General features: G+C 35.9%; 24 protein-coding genes and 3 tRNA genes. 17 read left to right on the top strand and 10 right to left on the bottom strand.

Features of this window, described 5'->3' with window-relative positions:
* Nucleotides 1–9 precede the first annotated feature (9 nt).
* Nucleotides 10–825, bottom strand: a complete 816-nt coding sequence (panB, locus tag B5X62_RS06710) for a 3-methyl-2-oxobutanoate hydroxymethyltransferase (RefSeq protein WP_079666637.1) — start codon at nt 823–825, stop codon at nt 10–12.
* A 47-nt stretch (nt 826–872) separates the two neighbouring features.
* Nucleotides 873–1,586, bottom strand: a complete 714-nt coding sequence (locus B5X62_RS06705; RefSeq protein WP_079666636.1) for a Crp/Fnr family transcriptional regulator — start codon at nt 1,584–1,586, stop codon at nt 873–875.
* A gap of 92 nt (nt 1,587–1,678) precedes the next feature.
* Here B5X62_RS06705 and B5X62_RS06700 point away from each other — a divergent pair, with 92 nt between their 5' ends.
* The 8 genes from B5X62_RS06700 to B5X62_RS06665 all read left to right on the top strand — a co-directional run bounded on the left by B5X62_RS06700 (nt 1,679) and on the right by B5X62_RS06665 (nt 10,532).
* Nucleotides 1,679–4,057, top strand: a complete 2,379-nt coding sequence (locus B5X62_RS06700) for a heavy metal translocating P-type ATPase (RefSeq protein WP_079666635.1) — start codon at nt 1,679–1,681, stop codon at nt 4,055–4,057.
* 110 nt (nt 4,058–4,167) lie between these two features.
* Complete coding sequence (gene ccoS, locus B5X62_RS06695; protein ID WP_079666634.1) at nt 4,168–4,365, top strand: cbb3-type cytochrome oxidase assembly protein CcoS; 198 nt, start codon at nt 4,168–4,170, stop codon at nt 4,363–4,365.
* A gap of 2 nt (nt 4,366–4,367) precedes the next feature.
* Nucleotides 4,368–6,638, top strand: a complete 2,271-nt coding sequence (gene ccoN, locus B5X62_RS06690) for a cytochrome-c oxidase, cbb3-type subunit I (protein WP_079666633.1) — start codon at nt 4,368–4,370, stop codon at nt 6,636–6,638.
* A gap of 12 nt (nt 6,639–6,650) precedes the next feature.
* Nucleotides 6,651–6,860: a CcoQ/FixQ family Cbb3-type cytochrome c oxidase assembly chaperone gene (locus B5X62_RS06685; RefSeq protein ID WP_079666632.1), complete on the top strand. Its 210-nt coding sequence runs from the start codon at nt 6,651–6,653 to the stop codon at nt 6,858–6,860.
* Between the two features lie 15 nt (nt 6,861–6,875).
* Nucleotides 6,876–7,754 carry a cbb3-type cytochrome c oxidase N-terminal domain-containing protein gene (locus tag B5X62_RS06680; RefSeq protein WP_079666631.1) on the top strand — a complete coding sequence of 293 codons (879 nt, stop codon included), beginning with the start codon at nt 6,876–6,878 and terminating at the stop codon, nt 7,752–7,754.
* 130 nt (nt 7,755–7,884) lie between these two features.
* Nucleotides 7,885–9,336, top strand: coding sequence for a cytochrome c oxidase accessory protein CcoG (gene ccoG / locus B5X62_RS06675; protein WP_079666721.1), 1,452 nt, complete (start codon nt 7,885–7,887; stop codon nt 9,334–9,336).
* Between the two features lie 9 nt (nt 9,337–9,345).
* A complete protein-coding gene (locus B5X62_RS06670) occupies nt 9,346–9,801 on the top strand; it encodes a FixH family protein (RefSeq protein ID WP_079666630.1) in 456 nt (151 codons plus the stop codon).
* Complete coding sequence (locus B5X62_RS06665) at nt 9,792–10,532, top strand: sulfite exporter TauE/SafE family protein (protein ID WP_079666629.1); 741 nt, start codon at nt 9,792–9,794, stop codon at nt 10,530–10,532. Before B5X62_RS06670 ends, B5X62_RS06665 begins: the two co-directional genes overlap by 10 nt.
* 54 nt (nt 10,533–10,586) lie before the next feature.
* On the opposite strand, the gene B5X62_RS06660 is transcribed toward B5X62_RS06665, so the two are convergent.
* From B5X62_RS06660 to B5X62_RS06645, 4 genes are read right to left on the bottom strand one after another with little or no spacing between them, the layout of a single operon-like run.
* A complete protein-coding gene (locus B5X62_RS06660; RefSeq protein ID WP_079666628.1) occupies nt 10,587–11,057 on the bottom strand; it encodes a DUF6702 family protein in 471 nt (156 codons plus the stop codon).
* A gap of 49 nt (nt 11,058–11,106) precedes the next feature.
* Entirely contained in the window at nt 11,107–11,823 is a 717-nt protein-coding gene (locus B5X62_RS06655; protein WP_079666627.1) for an LOG family protein, read from the bottom strand.
* Nucleotides 11,820–12,533, bottom strand: coding sequence for a nucleotidyltransferase family protein (locus B5X62_RS06650; protein ID WP_079666626.1), 714 nt, complete (start codon nt 12,531–12,533; stop codon nt 11,820–11,822). The genes B5X62_RS06655 and B5X62_RS06650 overlap by 4 nt, the downstream gene beginning before the upstream one ends.
* An 8-nt stretch (nt 12,534–12,541) precedes the next feature.
* Nucleotides 12,542–12,958: a RapZ C-terminal domain-containing protein gene (locus tag B5X62_RS06645; protein ID WP_079666625.1), complete on the bottom strand. Its 417-nt coding sequence runs from the start codon at nt 12,956–12,958 to the stop codon at nt 12,542–12,544.
* Nucleotides 12,959–13,117: 159 nt separating this feature from the next.
* Between B5X62_RS06645 and B5X62_RS06640 the strand changes: the two genes are divergently transcribed.
* The 5 genes from B5X62_RS06640 (at nt 13,118) to ypfJ (ending at nt 17,198) form a co-directional block, all read left to right on the top strand.
* Nucleotides 13,118–14,326 carry a hypothetical protein gene (locus B5X62_RS06640; protein WP_079666624.1) on the top strand — a complete coding sequence of 403 codons (1,209 nt, stop codon included), beginning with the start codon at nt 13,118–13,120 and terminating at the stop codon, nt 14,324–14,326.
* Nucleotides 14,327–14,330: 4 nt separating this feature from the next.
* The gene (locus tag B5X62_RS06635; protein WP_079666623.1) at nt 14,331–14,867 is read left to right on the top strand and encodes an adenine phosphoribosyltransferase; all 537 of its coding nucleotides are present in this window, start codon (nt 14,331–14,333) and stop codon (nt 14,865–14,867) included.
* A 70-nt stretch (nt 14,868–14,937) separates the two neighbouring features.
* Nucleotides 14,938–15,639 carry a YfgM family protein gene (locus tag B5X62_RS06630; RefSeq protein WP_079666622.1) on the top strand — a complete coding sequence of 234 codons (702 nt, stop codon included), beginning with the start codon at nt 14,938–14,940 and terminating at the stop codon, nt 15,637–15,639.
* 3 nt (nt 15,640–15,642) lie between these two features.
* Complete coding sequence (gene ribH / locus B5X62_RS06625) at nt 15,643–16,125, top strand: 6,7-dimethyl-8-ribityllumazine synthase (protein WP_079666621.1); 483 nt, start codon at nt 15,643–15,645, stop codon at nt 16,123–16,125.
* 215 nt (nt 16,126–16,340) lie between these two features.
* Nucleotides 16,341–17,198 carry a KPN_02809 family neutral zinc metallopeptidase gene (gene ypfJ, locus B5X62_RS06620; protein ID WP_079666620.1) on the top strand — a complete coding sequence of 286 codons (858 nt, stop codon included), beginning with the start codon at nt 16,341–16,343 and terminating at the stop codon, nt 17,196–17,198.
* An 86-nt stretch (nt 17,199–17,284) separates the two neighbouring features.
* On the opposite strand, the gene B5X62_RS06615 is transcribed toward ypfJ, so the two are convergent.
* Nucleotides 17,285–18,157 (bottom strand): sensor histidine kinase family protein, encoded by an 873-nt coding sequence (locus B5X62_RS06615; protein ID WP_144038316.1) that lies wholly within the window; start codon nt 18,155–18,157, stop codon nt 17,285–17,287.
* Between the two features lie 315 nt (nt 18,158–18,472).
* Here B5X62_RS06615 and B5X62_RS06610 point away from each other — a divergent pair, with 315 nt between their 5' ends.
* Nucleotides 18,473–18,649, top strand: a complete 177-nt coding sequence (locus tag B5X62_RS06610; protein ID WP_079666618.1) for a histone H1 — start codon at nt 18,473–18,475, stop codon at nt 18,647–18,649.
* Nucleotides 18,650–18,856: 207 nt separating this feature from the next.
* On the opposite strand, the gene B5X62_RS06605 is transcribed toward B5X62_RS06610, so the two are convergent.
* From B5X62_RS06605 to B5X62_RS06595, 3 genes are all read right to left on the bottom strand, one after another.
* Nucleotides 18,857–18,940 (bottom strand) — tRNA-Leu (locus B5X62_RS06605).
* A 6-nt stretch (nt 18,941–18,946) separates the two neighbouring features.
* Nucleotides 18,947–19,022: transfer RNA gene (locus B5X62_RS06600), tRNA-Gly, on the bottom strand.
* Nucleotides 19,023–19,026: 4 nt separating this feature from the next.
* Nucleotides 19,027–19,108, bottom strand: a tRNA-Leu gene (locus tag B5X62_RS06595).
* 178 nt (nt 19,109–19,286) lie between these two features.
* On the opposite strand from B5X62_RS06595, the gene B5X62_RS06590 reads away from it, so the two are divergent.
* Genes B5X62_RS06590 through B5X62_RS06580 form a run of 3 tightly spaced genes read left to right on the top strand, consistent with a single transcriptional unit; the run spans nt 19,287 to nt 21,257 of the window.
* Nucleotides 19,287–19,661 (top strand): DUF3127 domain-containing protein, encoded by a 375-nt coding sequence (locus B5X62_RS06590; protein WP_079666617.1) that lies wholly within the window; start codon nt 19,287–19,289, stop codon nt 19,659–19,661.
* A gap of 56 nt (nt 19,662–19,717) precedes the next feature.
* Nucleotides 19,718–20,371 carry a leucyl/phenylalanyl-tRNA--protein transferase gene (aat, locus tag B5X62_RS06585; protein WP_079666616.1) on the top strand — a complete coding sequence of 218 codons (654 nt, stop codon included), beginning with the start codon at nt 19,718–19,720 and terminating at the stop codon, nt 20,369–20,371.
* Nucleotides 20,361–21,257, top strand: coding sequence for a DMT family transporter (locus B5X62_RS06580; RefSeq protein ID WP_079666615.1), 897 nt, complete (start codon nt 20,361–20,363; stop codon nt 21,255–21,257). Before aat ends, B5X62_RS06580 begins: the two co-directional genes overlap by 11 nt.
* The last annotated feature ends 13 nt before the right edge of the window (nt 21,258–21,270 follow it).

The raw sequence follows: 21,270 nt of genomic DNA, 5'->3' as shown, positions 1-21,270 counted from the left end.
GTATAAATTTTAATAACTTTCTGACTCATTCGGAAAATCTACAGATTTTACATCTTTTACATATTGCGCCACAGCACCAGTAATTTCGGTATATAAATCTAAATATCTTCTTAAGAACTTAGGCGAAAAACCTTTGTTCATCCCAACCATATCGTGATACACCAAAACTTGTCCGTCGCAATTTGCGCCAGCTCCAATTCCGATTGTTGGAATTGTAATCGCTTCGGTAACTTTTTTAGCCAAATCTGCAGGAATTTTTTCTAAAACCACTGCAAAACATCCTAGTTCTTCCAAAAGTTTAGCATCAGAAATTAATTTTTCTGCTTCTGCATCTTCCTTAGCTCTTACTTTATAAGTTCCGAATTGATAAATCGATTGCGGCGTTAATCCCAAATGTCCCATCACAGGAATTCCTGCATTTACAATTTTACGGATAGATTCTTCGATTTCTTTTCCGCCTTCAATTTTCACTGCGTGTGCGCCACCTTCCTTCATCATCCTTACCGCCGATTCCAAAGCTTTCTCTGGATTACTTTGGTAAGTTCCGAAAGGCAAATCTGCCACCACCAAAGCTCTGTCAATCCCACGAACAACGCATTGCGTGTGGTAAATCATTTGGTCCAAAGTAATCGGAAGCGTCGTTTCGAATCCTGCCATAACATTAGCCGCAGAATCACCAACCAACACCGCATCTATACCGCCAGCATCAACCATCTTTGCAGTTGTGAAATCATAAGCAGTAATCATCGAGATTTTATCATTATCGAACTTCATCTTACGAAGTGTCTCCGTTGTAATCTTTTTTATTTCTGAATGTACCGACATGGGCTTAATTTTTAGGATGTATTAAAGAAACAAATGGTTATCTAAAATTAGATAACCACATGACCAAGTTTTATAAGTTTTTCGTGATTGATGATTTTGATGTTCCGTCCCTCGACAAGGATCAATTCATCTTGTTTGAATTCTGATATTAATCGGATTGCACTTTCTGTTGCAGTCCCAATAAGGTTAGCGATTTCTTCTCTTGTTAAAGAAATATTGATAAATCCTTCTGGATCTGTGCCAAGTTTTTGTTCAAGCAAAATTAAGATCTCAGCCAATCTTTCTCTTACTGTTTTCTGTGCTAAAAAGGTCACTGTGTTAGACGATTCGCCCAATTCGTAAGCAATTTTTTGCAACATTGCGTAAGACAATTTAGCATCAACTTCTAATAAATGAATGAAGAAATCAGCTGGTAAAAAAACGACTTTTAGTGGCGTCATCGCTTCAGCTTTTGCTTGAAAATTTTCTCCACACAATAAAGAGCGATAACCGATAAGATCACCTTCTTTACAAAATCTAAGAATTTGATCTTTACCGTAAACACCAGATTTTGAAAGCTTTGCAGTTCCTTCTTTTATGAAATAAACACCTTGCGGAGATTCTCCATCTTCGAAAACAGTTTCGCCTTTTGCGAACTCCATATCCTGCAGTTCTGCTACTAATTTATCATAATCTTCAGGTGATAAACTTTTCTTAAAAGACTCTCTATTAAAGGCTTGAATAAAATTCTGTTCGATAACTTGCTGTAGTTCAAGTGACATATGTAATGACATTTATCAGCAAAAATAAGACTTTCTACTCCTAAAAGCAAAGTTTTTTGGCGTAATTTTGTAAGCTAAACCCAACAAACCACATGTCAGAAAATTGTTTCCATTGCGGTCAGCCTATTGAAAATGAGCGCATTGAATTTGATGAAAAAGTCTTCTGTTGCAATGGTTGTCAGTCCGTTTACGAAATCCTAAACCTACATAATCTTGGTAACTTTTATGAATTTAATAAGAGTTCAGGGATACGACCAAATAGCGACGACACAACGCAGTTCGACTATTTAGATGCTGAGGATGTCTTCAACAAAGTGGTAGATTTCCATGAAGGTGGGACGACATTGGTTACTTTCAAAATACCTGTAATCCATTGTTCGTCATGCATTTGGCTTTTGGAAAGCTTGAACACAATTAATCCTAAAATAAAATATTCGCAAGTTAACTTCACGAGAAAAACGGTACAAATCGCTTATAAGAGCGACGAACTGAAACTCAGCGAACTAGCTAAATTTTTAACAAATTTTGGTTACAAACCTGTTATTAACCTCGAAACTGCGGACAAAAAGAAAGAAACACTTGACAAAAGCCTTTTAATAAAATTGGCTATTGCAGGCTTTGCATTCGGAAATAGTATGTTTTTAAGTTTCCCTGAATATGTTGGTGGCAATGACGTTTGGATGGAAAATTACAAGCATCTTTTCAGAATCACCTTGTTGATTTTGGCAACGCCAGTTGTTTTCTATTCTGCTTTAGATTATTACAAATCGGCTTGGTACGGCCTTAAAAATAAAATCATCAACATCGACGTTCCCATTGTTATCGGGATTATCATGTTGTACGGACGTTCGATTTACGAAATTGCGACAGACTACGGCGGCGGATATTTCGACACACTTTGTGGACTTTTGTTCTTCATGCTTTTAGGAAAAACCTTCCAGAAAAGAACCTACAACAGCTTATCTTACGACCGCGATTACAAATCATTCTACCCGATTGCAGTTACCAAAATTGATTTTAATGGTAAGCAAGACAACATTCTACTTTCTGACCTAAAAGTCGGCGACAGAATCATGGTTAGAAATCAAGAAATTATTCCTGTTGATTCGATTTTAATAAAAGGTGAAGCCAATATTGACAATAGTTTCATCACTGGAGAAGCGGCATTGGTACCGAAAAAAGCTGGTGACAAAATCTTTGCAGGCGGTAAACAAAGTGGACCAATCTTGGAGTTGGAAGTTATTAAAAACGTGGATCAAAGTTATTTGACACAACTTTGGAACAAGGAAGCTTTCAAAAAAACTGAAACTGGACTCGACACGATTACCAATAAAATCAGTAAATATTTCACGATTGTTATTTTGACGATTACTGCGATTGCTGCAATATATTGGTCACAAGAGAATTTTGAAAAAATGTTCCAAGTGGTTGCTGCGATTTTAATTATTGCATGTCCTTGTGCCTTAGCACTTTCGGCGCCGTTTACATTTGGGCACATTATGCGAATTTTAGGCAGAAACAAATTCTATGTTAAAGATACTTTGACGATCGAAAGACTTTCAAAAATTGACAGTTTAGTTTTTGATAAAACAGGAACTATCACCGAAAGTAAAAAATCAAATATCAATTACTTAGGTCAAAATATTTCGGAATTTGATTTAAAAAACATTAAATCTTTACTTAAAAACTCCAATCATCCGCTTTCGAAATCTTTGTATGATTATATCGATGCTGAAGACGAATATCTGCCCATCGAAAATTTTGTAGAAATCTCAGGGAAAGGTTATTCAGCGAGCGTTAGAGGGAAACTTTACAAAATTGGTTCAGCTAGTTTTACTGGTCAAAAATCCGAGAACTTAGAAACCGCTGTTTTTGTACAAGTTGGTGACGAATTTTTAGGAAAATATATTTTCAAAAACGAGTACAGAAAAGATTTAATAACACTTTTCAAACATCTTAAATCTTACCAAGTCAACATCTTAAGTGGCGACAACGCATCGGAAGAGCAACAACTTAAAACGATGATTCCGAATGTTTCGCAGATGCGTTTTAATCAAAGCCCAGAAGACAAACTAGAATTTATCCAAGAGCTTCAAAACCAAAACCATAAAGTAGCGATGCTTGGCGACGGTCTTAACGATGCTGGTGCTCTAAAGCAAAGTGATGTTGGGATTGCAATTGCAGACGACACGAATGCCTTTACGCCATCATCCGACGTTATTATGGATGGTAGCAAAATCCCAGAATTGGATAAATATCTAAAATTCTCAAAAGATGCGATTAGCATAGTAAAATTAACATTTGCAATCAGTTTATTTTACAATGTTATTGGGGTTACGTTTGCGGTTATGGGCAAGGTTTCGCCATTGTTTGCGGCTATAATAATGCCGATAAGCTCGATAAGTGTTGTTGCTTTTACGACTTTATCAACGTGGTACCGTAGTACAAAGTATTTCAAGCTGTTAAAATAGAATCACCTATTTAGATAAATTATAAATTAATTAATTTAAATTCATTCTGACTAAAGTCATTAATTTTAACTAAATTTGGGAACTTTAATTAGTGTAAATTTGTCTCAGTTATGGAGATTCTCTATTTAATGATCATATGCAGCGTGTCTTTAGCTGTGGTTTTCTTAATAATTTTTATTATTGGAGCTAAAAAAGGACACTTCGAGGACGACGAAAGTCCAGCTGTACGTATCCTAATGGATGATGAAATAAGGGAAGAGAAACCCGACGATAACAAACAAGAAGAAAAAGATAATAGTGATTTGTAGATATGGAAACACAGAAATTTAGTTATGATAATGGCATAGTTAAAGCCTTTTTGATTGCTACAGTAATCTTCGGATTGCTTGGCTTCTTGGCGGGTTTGACTGCTGCGTTATTACTTTTTTATCCTGAATTACCAGAATTATTTTTAGGAACTGATGATACAACTATCATGAGTCTTAAGAGTGGTGATATGCAGGGACTAATCAACTCGCATGGTGCTTTCGGTTTTGGTAGAATCAGGATGATTCATACCAACACGGTAATTTTTGCGTTTGTTGGTAATAGTTTCTTTGCTGGAGCGTATTACTCTATGCAGAGATTATTGAAAACAAGAATGTGGAGCGACACTTTGTCTTGGGTTCATTTCTGGGGATGGCAATTGATGATTGTTACGTCAATTATCACATTCTTCATGGGTCTTAACTCATCAAAAGAATATGCTGAGCATGAGTGGCCAATAGACATTTTAACAACAGTAATCTGGGTGATTTTCGGGATTAATATGTTCGGAACAATCGCTAAGAGAAGAGTTAGACACTTGTATGTTGCAATTTGGTTCTATCTAGGAACGTGGGTTGCAGTAGCAATGTTACATATCTTCAATAACTTAGAAGTTCCATTAACAATGTGGAAATCTTACTCTATCTATGCTGGGGTTAAAGATGCATTAGTACAATGGTGGTATGGTCACAACGCCGTAGCATTCTTCTTAACAACGCCAGTATTAGGTTTGATGTATTACTTCTTACCAAAAGCTGCTGACAGACCAGTATTCTCATACAAACTTTCGATTATCCACTTCTGGTCATTAATCTTCGTATATATCTGGGCTGGTCCACACCACTTACAATATACTGCACTACCAGCTTGGGCTCAGGCTGTAGGTACTGGTTTCTCAATTATGCTAATTGCGCCATCTTGGGGTGGTATGCTTAATGGTCTATTGACATTAAGAGGATCTTGGGATAAAGTAAGAGAGAATCCTGTTCTTAAATTCTTCGTTGTAGCTGTAACTTGTTATGGTATGGCAACTTTTGAAGGTCCACTTTTGGCAACAAAAACTTTAAATAAAATTGGTCACTTTACAGACTGGGTTATTGGTCACGTACACTTAGGAGCTCTTGGATGGAATGGTTTCATGGCATTCGGGGTTATCTATTACTTGGTACCAGTTATGTGGAGAACAAAATTATGGTCTACTAAAATGGCTAACTGGCATTTCTGGTTAGGTACATTTGGTATCATTTTCTACGCTGTGCCATTATACATTTCAGGATTCACACAAGGTTTGATGTGGAAACAATTCAACCCAGATGGTACGCTAGTTTATAAAAACTGGTTAGATACTGTTACAGCAATTCTTCCTTATTATAAGATGAGATTTGTAGGAGGTCTATTCTATATCGCTGGTGCAATCTTGATGGTTATTAACTTAGTTAAAACTGCAAAACAAGGTTCATTCCTTAAAGAAGTACCTGCTGAAGCACCTGCATTAGCAAAAACTATTAAAGGAAGAAAACAAGGTGAATCTTTCCACTTATGGTTAGAAAGAACACCATTATATTTAACAGTTGGTGCATTTATCGCTGTTGCAATTGGTGGTGCTATTGAGATTCTACCTACAATATTTGTTAAGAATAACGTACCTACAATTTCAGCGGTTAAGCCTTATAGCCCGTTAGAATTAGAAGGTAGAGATATCTATATTAGAGAAGGATGTAATGCATGTCACTCTCAAATGATTAGACCTTTCCGTGATGAAGTTGTAAGATTCAACGGTAAAAATGGTCAATACTCAAAAGCTGGAGAATTTGTATATGATCACCCATTCTTATGGGGATCTAAGAGAACAGGTCCAGACTTACAGAGAGAAGGTGGTGTAAGACCAGATTCTTGGCACTTTAAGCACATGTACAACCCGAGATCGACGTCTGCAGGATCTATCATGCCTCGTTACCCTTGGTTAATTACAAGTACGCTAGACAGATCATTAACTAAAGCTAAATTAGAATTGATGAAAAATGCTCTAGATGTACCTTACACTAAAGCACAAATCGATTCAGCAGATTCTTGGATGAACAACCAAGCAGCAGCTATCGTTAAGAATATCTATTCTGAAGCAGCTGACGTTAAAGATCAATTTGCGAAGCAACAACAAGCACAAGGCGCAAACTTTGTACCGCTTGAGAAGAGAGAGATTACAGCACTTATTTCTTACCTACAAAGATTAGGTACAGACATTAAGACAACTGAAGTTAAAACCGCGAGCAACTAATAATAATTACGAATGATTCCGCAAAGTTTTAAAGATATTATTTCTAATGTACAGTATGCAGGATTACTGAATACCCTTTCGCTAATCCTGTTCATCATAGTTTTTGTAGGTATAACATTGTATGTGTTTAATAGACCTAAAAAATATTACGAGGAAGAAGAAAATGCTCCTCTTAATGATGACCTAGACATGGATGATGATGACAATAAAACTTCGCACTAAAACATTTTTAAAATCATGAAAAGAAGAACACCCGTATATATTAATATCCTTATTGTTTTAGGATTATTGCTTGTCGTATTTTACATGTTTGCACAATCTTCAGATTTCTTTAAAACAAAGTATTTCTGGGCTGCAGCATTAGTAAGTATCATCGTTGTATTTATCCAAGCAGCGATTGGTGACTTAATTGAAAATGAAAAATTCAAAAAGTTAACAGACGAAGAGAAAAAGCTATACTTAGCAGAAACGAAAGTTCCTTATTTCCAATATTTATGGAACTCAGCTTCTAAAAAGCAAACAGCTAAAGAAGAAGAAGACATCCTTATTGACCACGGTTTCGACGGTATTATGGAGCTAGACAATCAACTTCCAAAGTGGTGGTTAGGTCTTTTCTACTTTGGTGTTGCATATTGTATCCTTTACATTGCTTCATATAGCTTTACAGACTTTGCACATCCATATGTTGAATATGAAAATGAGCATAAAGCGCAAATTGCTGCTATCGACGAGTACAACAAGAGTGTACCTCCAGTAACTATCGAGACGGCAGTATTCTCAGAAGATAATGTAGCAGAAGGACAACAGATCTTTAATACTAACTGTACAGCTTGTCACATGGACGCTGGTAAAGGTGGTATTGGTCCTAACTTAACTGACAATTTCTGGATCAATCAACCAGAAAAAACATTGTTCAAAAATATATTCCACGTGGTTTACAACGGTAGTCCACACAACCCAACGATGCAGGCTTGGGGTAAAAATGGTGTATTAACAGGGAAAGATATCGAAAAAGTTGCGGCTTACGTATATCACATTAACCAAGAACAAGCACCTATTACACCAGCACAAGGCGGAGCAGCACCTCAAGGTACTGAAGCGCATTGGGAGAAATAGATTTTTAACAAAACATACTAAAAGAGATTGTCAAGATGTATCGGTTCAATTATTGCAAATGAGCTGATATGCGAAAAGAAACTTCGTTTTTTTTCAGGGCAATCTCTTTTTCTATTTATAAATGAATGATATGAGCAACTCTAACAAACCTGACATTGGAGGCCAAGGCCAAATAATAGAGGCAGAAACATTTAGAGATTCTGTCGGGACAATGGACAATACAGGGAAGCGTAAATGGGTCTTCCCGCGCAAACCAAAAGGAAAATACACCAACTATAGAAATATTGTTAGCGTTATCCTTTTAATTATTCTTTTTGCTATTCCTTTTATTAAAATTAATGGCAACCCATTTTTGATGATTAATATTATAGATCGTCAATTCTTTATCATTGGGCAACCTTTTTATCCACAAGATTTTTTCATACTTGCATTAGGAGCCATCGCTTCTTTAGTATTCATTATTCTTTTTACAGTTGTTTTTGGTAGAATATTTTGTGGATGGATTTGTCCCCAAACTATTTTTCTTGAAATGATTTTTAGAAAAATTGAATACGCTATCGAAGGCGATAGAAACAAGCAAATACGACTAGACCAGCAACCTTGGAATTCCGAAAAAATATGGAAAAGAGGTCTTAAATGGAGCATTTTCCTTTTAATATCGCTTATCATAACACACTTTATGTTCATGTATATTGTAGGTTATGAAGAGGTTTTCAGAATCATGAAAGAGGGTCCATTTGCACGACCAACCAACTTCTTAGTAATGATAATGTTCACGGCGGCATTCTACTTTGTATTTGCGTGGTTTAGAGAACAAGTTTGTACGCTAGTATGTCCTTACGGTCGTCTACAAGGCGTACTTATCGACAAAGAAACCATTAATGTTTTCTACGATTATCAACGTGGTGAAAACCGATCTAAATGGAGAAAAGGAGAAGATCGATCTGCAGCTGGCAAAGGAGATTGTATCGATTGTCATCAATGTGTTGTTGTGTGTCCAACAGGTATCGACATCCGTAATGGTCAACAATTAGAATGTATTAACTGTACCGCATGTATCGACGCTTGTGACGAAGTAATGGAGAAAGTTGGTTTACCAAAAGGCCTTATCCGTTATGCGTCTATCAACCAAATCGAGAAGAAGGAAAGTTTCAAATTTACCAACAGAATGAAAGCTTCGACTGTAATTTTAGCTTTATTAATGGTATTTTTAGGCTTTTTATTAAATAATCGAGGAACAATGGAAGCTAAATTCCTAAAACCTCCAGGATCAACTTTCTTTGTTAGAGATGGTCAAATTACAAACACTTACAATTACACCTTCCTTAATAAGTCCAACAAGACAATGACAGTTACTATTAAGGTGCTAGAACCTAAAAATGGTGCGGTTAGTATAAGTGGTGGTAACAAAATTGTTCTTAAGAGAGATGCAATGCAGAAAGGGACAATTAATGTTAGCTTCCCAGAAAAGCAAATTACACACTCGAAAGAAAATGTTACAATTGGCGTTTATGATATGAATGGAGAGCTTCTAGATTCTTTCCAAACCTATTTTGAAGGGCCGTTTAAGTTTCAATTTTAAAAATTAAATATGTTCAAGAAATTATCGTGGGGACATGCAGTGGTTATAGCTTTAGGTAGTTTTATTGCATTTATTTTATACTTAATTCTCATCTTCCCAATGGGAAAACAAAATGCAGAAATGATATCTAGTAACTATTACGAAGAAGAATTAGTCTATCAAGATGTTATCGATGCTAAAAAGAGAGCGATGGAACTCGAAGTGCATCCAGTCTATTCTCAAGACAAAAACGGGATCAAACTTCATTTCCCAACGGACAGAAAAGTTGACAAAAAAGAGATTGACTTTGTACTTTTCCGTACAGATGATTCGACTTTGGATTTAAAAAAAGTAGAATTTTTGGATGGAACTAACTCGATGCTAATTCCTGCTAGAGTTTTGGTTCCTGGTTCTTATACATTAAAAACTAAATGGAAAGAAAATAATCAATTGTACCAAATTGATTATGATGTATTATGGAAATAGCCTTGCTTTTTTCAGCATTATTTCTAGGATTTGCGTCGGGCTTTCACTGCATTGGTATGTGTGGCCCGATTGCCCTTTCCATGGGATTAACGCGCGAACAAAAGATTAATTTCTATCTTCAGAATTTAACCTACAATTTTGGCCGAATTATCACCTACTCTATCCTTGGCGCTATTATCGGTATTGTTGGCGAAAGTTTTCAATTTGCAGGATTACAAACAACTTTAAGTATTGTTGTTGGGATTTTATTAATCTTAATGGCGTTATTTTCATTTGGAGGAAAAGACTTCGCAACCAAAATCCCATTCATTAATAAAGCTTTATTACAAGTTAAATTAAAACTGTCAAAACTCCTTACCAAAGCTGATCTCAGCTCACGTTTTACGACTGGATTACTGAATGGTCTTTTACCATGCGGAATGGTCTATATGGCGTTAACAGCATCCATCGCTGCTGGCGGAATCTGGCAAAGTGCGCTGTATATGCTATTTTTCGGATTGGGGACTTTTCCTTTTATGTTCGCTATCGTACTAATTGGTAATTTTCTTAATCAAAATATGCGTCTTAAAATTGTAAAAATCGTCCCAATTGTTATGATACTCCTTGGTGGACTTTTTATACTTAGAGGTTTAGAATTGGGCATTCCTTATTTATCACCGAAAAAAGAAGCTTTACAGATTAAACATCACAATCATAGTGCTGATCCTAACGATCATACAATGTGTCATTAAATAAAAAAACCTTCCGAAAAAATCGAGAGGTTTTATTTTTATTATTCAATTTAATTAAAAATCGACATCTGCAGTTTCTTTTCCTTTTTGGAAGTTAACTGTTTTTAGATTTCCTTTATAAGAAACATTTACAATATTAACTTGTTTAGGATAAACATTGGTCAAAATTGAATTCTTAATTCTAAGACTTGATACATCACTAACGCCAGTTGCTTCATAATACACGAAAACCGACTCTCCATTAACCTGACTCCCTGTAAAAGTTAAAGTCTTGTTAGCTCCATTAACAGCTACCGCAACGTTGGCATTAACATACTTTTTAACCTCAGCATCAAAACCTGCTGTATTTGGGTCAATACCTACTGCTTTAGAAATATGAGATGTGTTAAGTTTGGTTGTAAATTTTAAGGTTTTACTACCTTCCACAAACTCAACCTTCGTCATCGAAGAAAACATCTCCAATCCAGTAAAACTCATTGCAATAAGCAAGAATAAAACCCCAAAAATGTTGAAATACTTTTTCATAACAATTGATTTTTATATTTAGCTCAAATAACATGCCATGCGGCAGTATTTAAAAATTCACGTTTACAGAATATTTATCATAGAAGGCTTTAATGTGAGCAACCGCTTCATCTGCCGTATCTACAACTCGGAACAATAATAGATCTTCTTCATTTATTAATTTATTCTCAAGAAGTGTATTTTTGAACCAATCCAAAAGTCCACTCCAAAAATCTGATCCTACCAAAACAATCGGAAAACGTCCAATTTTTTTAGTCTGAATTAAAGTTAATGCTTCCATCAACTCGTCCAAAGTCCCAAAACCGCCAGGCATCACAATAAAACCTTGAGAATACTTTACAAACATCACTTTTCGAACAAAGAAATAATCGAAGTCCAAATTGTAACCTTTGTCAATATACGGATTAAAATGTTGTTCAAAAGGCAATTCGATATTTAAACCAATCGAACTACCGTGTCCGAAAGCGCCTCTGTTACCAGCTTCCATAATACCAGGACCACCGCCAGTTATCACACCAAATCCTATTTCGGTGATTTTCTTAGCAATCTCGCTAGCCATTTTGTAAAAATAGTCATCTTCCTTTAGACGAGCAGATCCAAAAATAGACACACAAGGTCCTATTCTGCCCATTTTTTCGTAACCATCTACGAATTCTGACATGACTTTAAAAACCATCCAGCTGTCTTTGGTAATGGTTTCGTCCCAAGTTTTTCTACGAAAACTGTCGTGTAACTTTTTATCTAAGTCTTGATTATCGTCAATCATAAAAATATTTTTTCTGCTTCTGTAATAGATTCTGGTCTTCCAACATCAATAAGATTCGCGTGATGCTCGTAACCAACAATCCGTTCTATCATCATCATATCGAGATATTCCTCCATGATGGAGAATTTGCCAGTTCTTTTAATTTTATTAAAAATCGCTGAATTAATGCAATGGATTCCGCTAAAAGCCAATTCTTTAAAACCTACATTTGTGCTTGCCATTCTGGTTTCGCCAGTCCCAACATTCTTCCATCCTTTCAAAATCATTTGATCGTCGAAAAATAATTTTCGAGAACTTTTTCTATCCGAAACCGCTAAAGTAACAAAATTTTGAGATTCGAGATGTGACTTAACAAAATCCGAAATATTAAGATCGGTAAGGATGTCCGCATTCATAATGAGGAAATCTTCTTCTGATGATAAAAATTCTTTTGCAAAAATCAAACCACCACCAGTTTCCAAGAGTTCATTTCGCTCGTCAGAAATTTCAATATTGGCTCCGAAATTATTTTTAAGTTTTAAAAAATCAACAATTTGTTCTCCAAAATGATGAATATTAATAACAAAATCGTTGATACCGTAAGATTGTAAATACTTGATGTTACGTTCTAACAACGGGATTCCGTTAACTTCGGCTAAAGCTTTCGGATGCGAATTGGTGAAAGGTTGCAAACGTGTCCCCTTTCCTGCCGCAAAAATTAGAGCTTTCATTAATCAATTTATTTATTAAGTTGTGGTTGCTCATCATGATTAATCACCACTTCGACTTCAGGATATTTTTCTTTAATAAATTCTGCAATTTTTATCGCCGAATATACCGAACGATGTTGTCCACCTGTACAACCAAAATTGATTTGTAAATTCTCGAAACCTCGTGCTAAATAATCTTCAATGTTAATGGAAACAATAGATTTAATCGCCTTTAAAAAATCTGGCATTTGCGTTTTCTCTTCCAAATAATCTTGTACTGCAACATCATTACCTGTTTGGATTTTGTATTCTTCTATACGTCCCGGATTAAGAATTCCACGACAATCAAAGACAAATCCGCCACCATTCCCAGAATTATCTTTTGGGATTCCTCCTTTTTTATAAGAGAAACTATGTATTTCAACTTTCAAAGTATTGGACATCATTTTTTAATTTTTGTAAAAATAGTTTTTTTAATATGCTTAACGCAAAAAGAAATGATGTAATTTTGCAGCATCAAAGCTTCTATACTATGCAAAACATTGCAATATAGTAGATTAACAACAATTTTTGTATATTAGATTTCTAACTAAAAAAACATAGATATGAAATTCTTCCGTTACCTTTTATTTGCAAGTTTAGTCCTTGTGATGTCTTGTAAAAAAACAAGTGTAGATGGTGCCAACAGAAAGGCTTTCCAAGAAAGTATCAACGATATGACCTCATCGTTACCAACGCTTAAGCAAATAAAATTCAATGAAGCTTTATATATTCTCAAAACTTTTGGTGTAGAAGCCGATGGCGACATTGCAGAAATTGAAGCTTTAGGAAAACTTCTTAACGGAAAAAAAGTTCCTGACATTTTGAAAATGGCGGACGAAGTGGCTCAAAAAAATAATATTACTTGGTCTAGTACTGCTCCACCCTCATTAGGAACCATGAATATCTTTGGTGATGAAAAAGCATCAGAAGTTGACCCGAACGACGTAACAGCTAGCGGACTTAACATTGTTGTTCGTCCTGCGATGTCAGATAGCATCACTGGCCCAAAAGCGATTGTTGTTATTCCACAATTGGTTGATCAGAACGGTGAAAAAATAAGTTTTACAGGCGCTGGTCTAGAAACGACACTTGAAGTTTTCAGTAACGGAAACAAATTGCAAACTGCTAAAAACATGATGCAGGACAACAACTTCAAAGGTTTTACTATTAAATTTTCTTCTCTTCCTGTTGCAAGTATTGTTGACAATAAATTAGAAGTTAAGGTCAGTGTAAAAACTGCTAAGAAAGTCTATCAAATGATTAAATCTGGAATTGAATTTAATCCTCGTGCAATTGTACAAGCAGCGCCTTCTACAAATATCCCTGAACCAACAGATCCAACTTTAGCAGATCCAAACAATCCAGAAAACCCAACAACTGGAACAGAAAACCCAACAACAGGAACAACACCAACCTCGCCTACAACGCCAACTAAACCAGCGGGAGATCCAAAGACAACGGTTTCAAAATTCTTGAGTAGTCTTAATTCTCAAAACTATAAAGCCGCTTTTGACAACGCAGACAACCCAGCTTGGGGAAGTTATGATAAGTTTTCAAATCCAAATTCTGGCTTTGGTTCTGTTAAAAGTGTGAAGGTTAATTCGGTTTCTGCGCCAGTTACAAAAGATAATACATCAACCATCAACGCAAATTACGATGTGACCGACAAAGATGGTAACGTGACTTCGCTTAATGTAACTTATGGTCTTAAGTCAACTTCTAACGGTTGGAAAATCACAAGCTACAAAATCAATTCATCTAAAAAACAATAATTAAATGGCATCTTCGGAGCTTATCCACGATTTAGAAAAAACAATAACCAATATCCCTGACTTTCCTATTGAAGGGATTCAGTTTAAGGATATTTCACCAATATTTTTACAACCAAAACTTTACGAAGCGGTTATTAAAGACTTTGTAGAATTTAGCAAAGGAAAAATCGATGTCGTTTGTGGTATCGAAAGTCGCGGTTATCTTTTTGGGATTGCGATTGCGGTTGCGTTAGAAGTTCCATTTATTTTAATTCGTAAAAAAGGAAAACTTCCACCACCATTTATTGGGCAAGTTTATGACCTAGAATATGGCACCTCGGAAATTGAGATGAAAACCGACCAACTACAAAAAGGACAACGCGTATTAATTCACGATGATCTTTTAGCAACTGGAGGCACAACAGAAGCCGCAGCCAAATTGGTAGAAAAACAAGGTGGCGTCCCAGCACAATTCAGTTTTTTAATTTCTTTGGAAGAGCTTAACGGCTCCAAAAAACTTGAAAAATTCAACGCAGATATATATTCAATTTTAAAATATTAATCTATAAAACGCAGTTTTTTTGCATATCACACAGAAAGCATTAAATTTGCATTTCGATTATATAAAAAATATGGCAGACTTAAATAAAAAACAAATCGAGGAAGGTAAAGAAACCGTAGAGTTTTTTAAAGACTTAGACCAAAAAGCTTTCAATGTAGAACAAGGCTTAGAGAAGCATTCTAAAACAATTGGTATTGTTTTCGGAGTTCTTATCCTTGCAGTTTTAGGATTCTTTGGTTACAAACAATTTATCGTTGGACCTCAAAACGAAGAAGCGACTAAATCATTCTTAACAGCACAAGCTAACCTTTCCAAAGGTGATAACGACTTAGCCTTAGGAGGAAAAAGCGCTGCTAATCCTGGTTTTGTTGGGACTTACAACGAGTATTCTGCTACCGATGCTGGTAAGTTAGCGGCTTATAACGCAGGACTTATCGAATTCAAAAAAGGAAATTTCCAAAAAGCTTATGACATGTTGGACAAATTCAGCAGTGACAATAAGACTTTAATGGCGATGAAGTACGGCGCAATGGCAGATTGCTCTGCCAACCTTAACCGTAGCGACGATGCATTGGCTAATATGGACAAAGCAGCAACGGCGTCAAAGGATGCTTATACAACTTATTATTTTACTAAAAAAGCAGGTATGTTAGCATTGTCTCTTAACAAAAAGGCAGAAGCTAAAAAATACTTTGCAACAATCGATGAGAAGTATCAAGACTACGACAATGGTCAGTCAGATGCTTATATTGAAATGACTAAATATTACTAAAACATGGCAACGGTTAATCTTTCCGATTACAAGCCACTCAGCCTATCAAATGCCGATGAATATTCTATCGGCATTGTTGTTTCTGAGTGGAATGATTTTGTAACATTCAACATGCGCGATGGCGCGATAGAAGTACTTCACAAAGAAGGCATTCGTAAAGAAAACATCAAAATATTCTACGTTCCTGGCGCTTTCGAACTTAGTTTTGCTGCAATGCAAATGTGCAAATCCAACCGTTTTGCAGCCGTTATCGCTATTGGATGCGTTATTCGTGGCGAGACACCACATTTTGACTTCGTTTGTTCGGCGGTGGCGCACGGCATCAAAGACTGTAACGTCCTTACCAAAACGCCGACTATTTTCTGCGTTTTAACAGACGACACCAAAGAGCAATCTATTGCAAGAAGCGGTGGCGAATTGGGCAACAAAGGTATCGAAGCAGCCGTTACAGCTATCAAAATGATACAGTTTAACAACAAAGTATAATTTTAGGAGCTGGACGATTAGCCTTGCTTTTGACTATTGATCCCGCTGTCCGCACTCGCTGTTGTAGCCAAAGCAAATCCAAGCTTTACAACGAGCTCAAACAATCGCTCCCATCGGGGCTATTTTAGACGATTTTCCACATTCTTAGAATAAAATTAAATGTAGGTTTCTCACCTACATTTTTTTTGTATTTTTATCACATAAATTTTCAAACTATGAAATGGACTAACGATAGAAGTGACAACGTTGACGACAGACGCGGCTCTGGCGGAGGTGGCGGAATGCTTGTTGGCGGTGGATTGGGTACTTTAATTATTGCTGCCATTGTTTTCTTTTTAGGAGGCGATCCATCAGCAATTTTAGGAACTGCAGTTAATTCTGGCGGACAACAGACCGAACAACGACAACTTAACCAACAAGAACTTCAAGTTCGTGAGTTTGTACAGATGGTAACTGCCGAGACCGAAAAAACGTGGACACAGATCTTCCAACAAAACGGAATGACTTATAGAAAACCGCATGTTGTACTTTTCGAAGACGTAACGCGCTCTGGTTGCGGTACAGCGCAAGCAGCGATGGGACCTTTCTATTGTCCAGCTGACGAAACCGTCTATATGGACATGAGCTTCTTCAACGAGTTACAACAACGCTTTGGCGCAAAAGTAACCGAATTTTCTATCGCTTATGTTATGGCACATGAAGTTGGTCACCACGTACAGACTTTGCTAGGGACGACACAAAAAGTAGATCAACTTAGACAAAGTGGACGTTACTCCGAAGCTGAAATGAATCGTGTATCGGTTGCAACCGAACTACAAGCGGATTTCTATGCTGGTGTCTGGGCAAGACAAACCGACAATCGTGAAAAGATATTAGAACCTGGCGACATTGAGTCTGCAATTAGTGCAGCAGAAGCTGTTGGTGATGACAATATCCAGAAAAGATCAAGCGGCTATGTTAATCAAGAAGCTTTTACACATGGTTCTTCCGCTCAACGTAAAGAATGGTTTATGAAAGGTTATAACACAGGCGACATTCGGCAAGGTGATACTTTTAACGCTCTTTTGAAATAGAAAAGTCTACAAAAAATAATGTAACAAAAACAAGCCGCGCGGAACTTCGTTCCGCGCGGCTTTCTTTACTAATATGAAAAAATAAACTAATTTGGGATTTGCAATTGATAATGAGTCCCTATTTTTGAATGCACGTAGTAGACGGAAGCCTCTATCTGTTTACTAAGCTCCATCGCCAATTTCAATCCCAAAGAAGGAGAATTTTTAAAATCAATCTCCGAAAAATTTTTAAGTCCATTATCTTTAACATCAATAGCTAACTTACCTGCCTCTTGCTTTACATTAACATTAACTTTTAAGCGCTCCTCTCCGACTGGCTGATGCGCAAAAGCACTTGACATCAACTCATGAACAATAAGCCCAATAAAGGCAAGTTTTTCAACCTCCAGTTTTGGATTATGATTGATACTAAATCTTAGATCAGCATGATTTGACTTCTCATTAATAAAACCTTCGAATATCGACATATAATCTCTCATGTGAAGTTGACTTTGGTTAGATCGTCTTGTTAACTCATTATGAATCTTTCCTAAACTTGAAACCCTATTTTTAATAGCTAGTAAGGCAGTATTAACCTCTGGAGAACAACCAACGCCTTCTGCGTCAAATAGTGATTGTATTAGCGAATGTTGATAACTAAATCGTAAATCTACATTCTTATTTAAAAATTCATTTTCAGTTTTTAATTTAATAATCTCAGCAGTTGCACTTTTTCTATGACGTCTGTGTTTTTTAAAAAAGAATAAAAACATAAAAGCACCTAGCAGAAAAATACCAAAAAACACATCAATATGCTGATTTCTATACGAAATATCACGAAAAAAAACAGCAATCGAATTTGTGATGCTTGTATTTTGTGGTAGCGCCACTAAGAATTTGACACTCGACAAAAAAGAAAAGTCTTTATAGAAAAGCTGAGGCGATGAAAACACATACTCAGCAAAAGCGAAGCATCTCATGTTAGTTATAGTTTATTAGTATCTCATCTAATATCGTAATAAATATTTAACAATACATCAGTTTTATTAAATATTTTACAAACTTTTAACAACATCTACATCAAATATAATATAAGCACACTATTCATGAAGATTTCAAAAAACAATAAATAAAACGTATGAAATATGAAATCAAAAGTTAAAACACAAAATAAAAAGAGGTTTTTTATTAGAAAATCCCATAAATAAAGCGTTAAAGCATCATTTTTATTGAAAAAAAATTGGGTGCAATCAAACAAAATTCTATATTTGACGCTCAAATTAAAATAATTTACAATGAAAGAACTTATTGAAAAGATCAATGCTGAAATCGAAGCTTTCAAAACTGATGCTAGCTTACAAGAAGAAAAAGGAAACAAAGCTGCTGGAGCAAGAGCTAGAAAATCAGCTTTAGAATTAACAAAATTATTCAAAGAATTCAGAAAAGTTTCTGTAGAAGAATCTAAAAAGTAATTTTTGAATCGTTCAAGTTATAAAAGTCCTCTTTTGAGGGCTTTTTTTTGTTTTAAAATATAAGGTAATAGCTAGTTAATCATTCCTCAAAATCGTGAATTTTAATAACTGAAAGAGCCAATAGGTTTACAAAATATAAGCTTTAAAAAAAACATCTTATCCTAAAACAAAAAAGACCGATAATCAATGATTATCAGTCTTCTTATGTACCCCAGACGGGACTTGAACCCGTACGCCAAAAGAGGCACAGGATTTTAAGTCCTGCGTGTCTACCAGTTCCACCACCAGGGCATGGTGTGGAGCGAAAAACGGGATTCGAACCCGCGACCCCAACCTTGGCAAGGTTGTGCTCTACCAGCTGAGCTATTTTCGCATAGTGCGGATGAAGGGACTCGAACCCCCACGCCGTGAAGCACCAGATCCTAAGTCTGGCGTGGCTACCAATTACACCACATCCGCTTTATTTAAAGAACTTCTTACCTGTTGTTTTGTGGTTGCAAATATAGAGACTTTTTATTTTACCAACCAAATATTTTTTAAAACTTTTTAATATTTTTTTTCTTCACCTTTTTTAGACCCAAAAATTTTTAATCTATTTTCGTTTTTATTACCTTTACCCACATAAATTTATTTTAACATGGAGTTACAAGGCACTATTAAAAAACTTTCTGATTTACAGACATTTGCAAGTGGTTTTCAAAAAAAAGAAATGGTATTATTAACTGAGGAACAGTATCCACAGCCGATTAACATCGAATTTCTTTCAGAAAAAGTTGACTTACTTAATGCCTACAACGAAGGAGATAAAGTGAAAGTTTCTATCAACATAAGAGGACGCGAATGGACTTCGCCACAAGGAGAAGTTAAATATTTCAACTCTATTAACGGTTGGAGAATCGAAAAACTAGACGGTGGTAGCTCTAATGAGCCTACATCTGCGGCTGGCGCTCCTGCAAGCTCTAGCCAAAACACAAATGTTTTCGCAGACGAAGAAGACGACCTTCCTTTCTAAACAAAAGAAAACAACTAAAATAAAATCCTGCTAACAAGTAGGATTTTTTTATCCCAATGATTAGACTAGACGCCGACGATATTTCGTTTCCTGATCCGATGTTGTATAATCCTGACCAAGGCGTTATTGCTATTGGCGGAGATCTACGTCCAGAACGGCTGTATTTTGCATATCAACTAGGGATTTTTCCTTGGTACAACGACGATTCGGAAATATTGTGGTGGTGCCCAGATCCGAGATTTATTTTAGTTCCGAATGAGTTAAAAATCTCAAAGTCGATGTCAAAAATCCTAAATCGAAATGTTTTTAGTTTTACTGAAAACAAAAACTTCGAAGCAGTGATAAAGGCTTGTCAAACAACTTATCGACCAGACCAGGACGGAACTTGGCTTAATGATGATTTAATAAAATCTTTTATTGAGCTCCATAAACATGGTATTGCCCACAGCATTGAGGTTTGGCAAAACGAAGAGTTGGTTGGCGGATTTTACGGTATTAAAATCGGGCGTGTTTTTTGTGGCGAAAGTATGTTTTCTAAAGTTAGCAATGCGTCCAAAGCTGGTTTTATTAATTTTTGTAAAACACATGTTGACGAATTTGATTTAATCGATTGTCAAGTCCATAGCGAGCATTTGGAAAGTTTGGGTGCCAAAATGATTTCGAAAAAAGAGTATTTAACAATTCTATACCAATCATCAAATGTCGAATGATAAACTAAAATGGATTCTACTCATCGTACTTTCCTTAATCTGGGGTTCTTCATTTATTTTAATAAAAAAATCTCTTATCTACTTTAATCCTTATCAAGTTGGAGGTTTAAGAGTTCTGATTTCGGGTTTGGTTTTGTTACCTTTTGCAATTAAAGAGATCAAAAAATTCCCGAAAGACAGAGTAAAATGGTTAATTATCGCTGCATTGTGTGGTAACTTTTTCCCGATGTTCTTATTCCCGATGGCCGAAGAACATATTAGCAGCAGTATTGCGGGGATTATCAACTCTATGATGCCGATTTTTGTGATTATTGTTGGAAGTTTGGCTTGGGGAATTGCGACCACGAAATCGCAGCTTTACGGGATTCTTATAAGTTTTACAGGCGCTTGTATTTTAGCATTCGGAAATTTAAACTTTGGAGAATTCAAACTCTATCCAATTTTACTGCTTCTTTTAGCAACTTTAATGTACGCAGTCAGCACAACAACAGTCAAAGCAAAATTACATAATGTCGAACCCAAAATATTATCAGCGTTTGTATTTTCGATTGTGCTGCTAATTCCGTCATTTTTGTCCTTAATTTTCTCTGGATTTTTTACTAAATTAAATTCTGGCGTAGAAATTCCGTGGCACGGCTTTATGTACGTTGGGACATTATCGATTGTTGGAACTGGACTTGCAATGATGCTCAACTACAAATTATTACATATTTCGACACCGTTATTCGCCTCTACAACAACACTGGTTATGCCGATAGTTGCAGTTATTTGGGGATTATTAGATGGCGAACATTTAACATGGATACAATATTTCGGGGCAGCTTTAATATTAGGCGGATTAATATTTTTGAGAAGTGCACCGACAAAAAAAATCATCTCAGATTGAGATGATTTTTAAT

This window comes from Soonwooa buanensis (assembly GCF_900167905.1).
Lineage (GTDB): Bacteria > Bacteroidota > Bacteroidia > Flavobacteriales > Weeksellaceae > Soonwooa > Soonwooa buanensis.
This window is presented reverse-complemented; position numbering and strand designations above follow the sequence as displayed.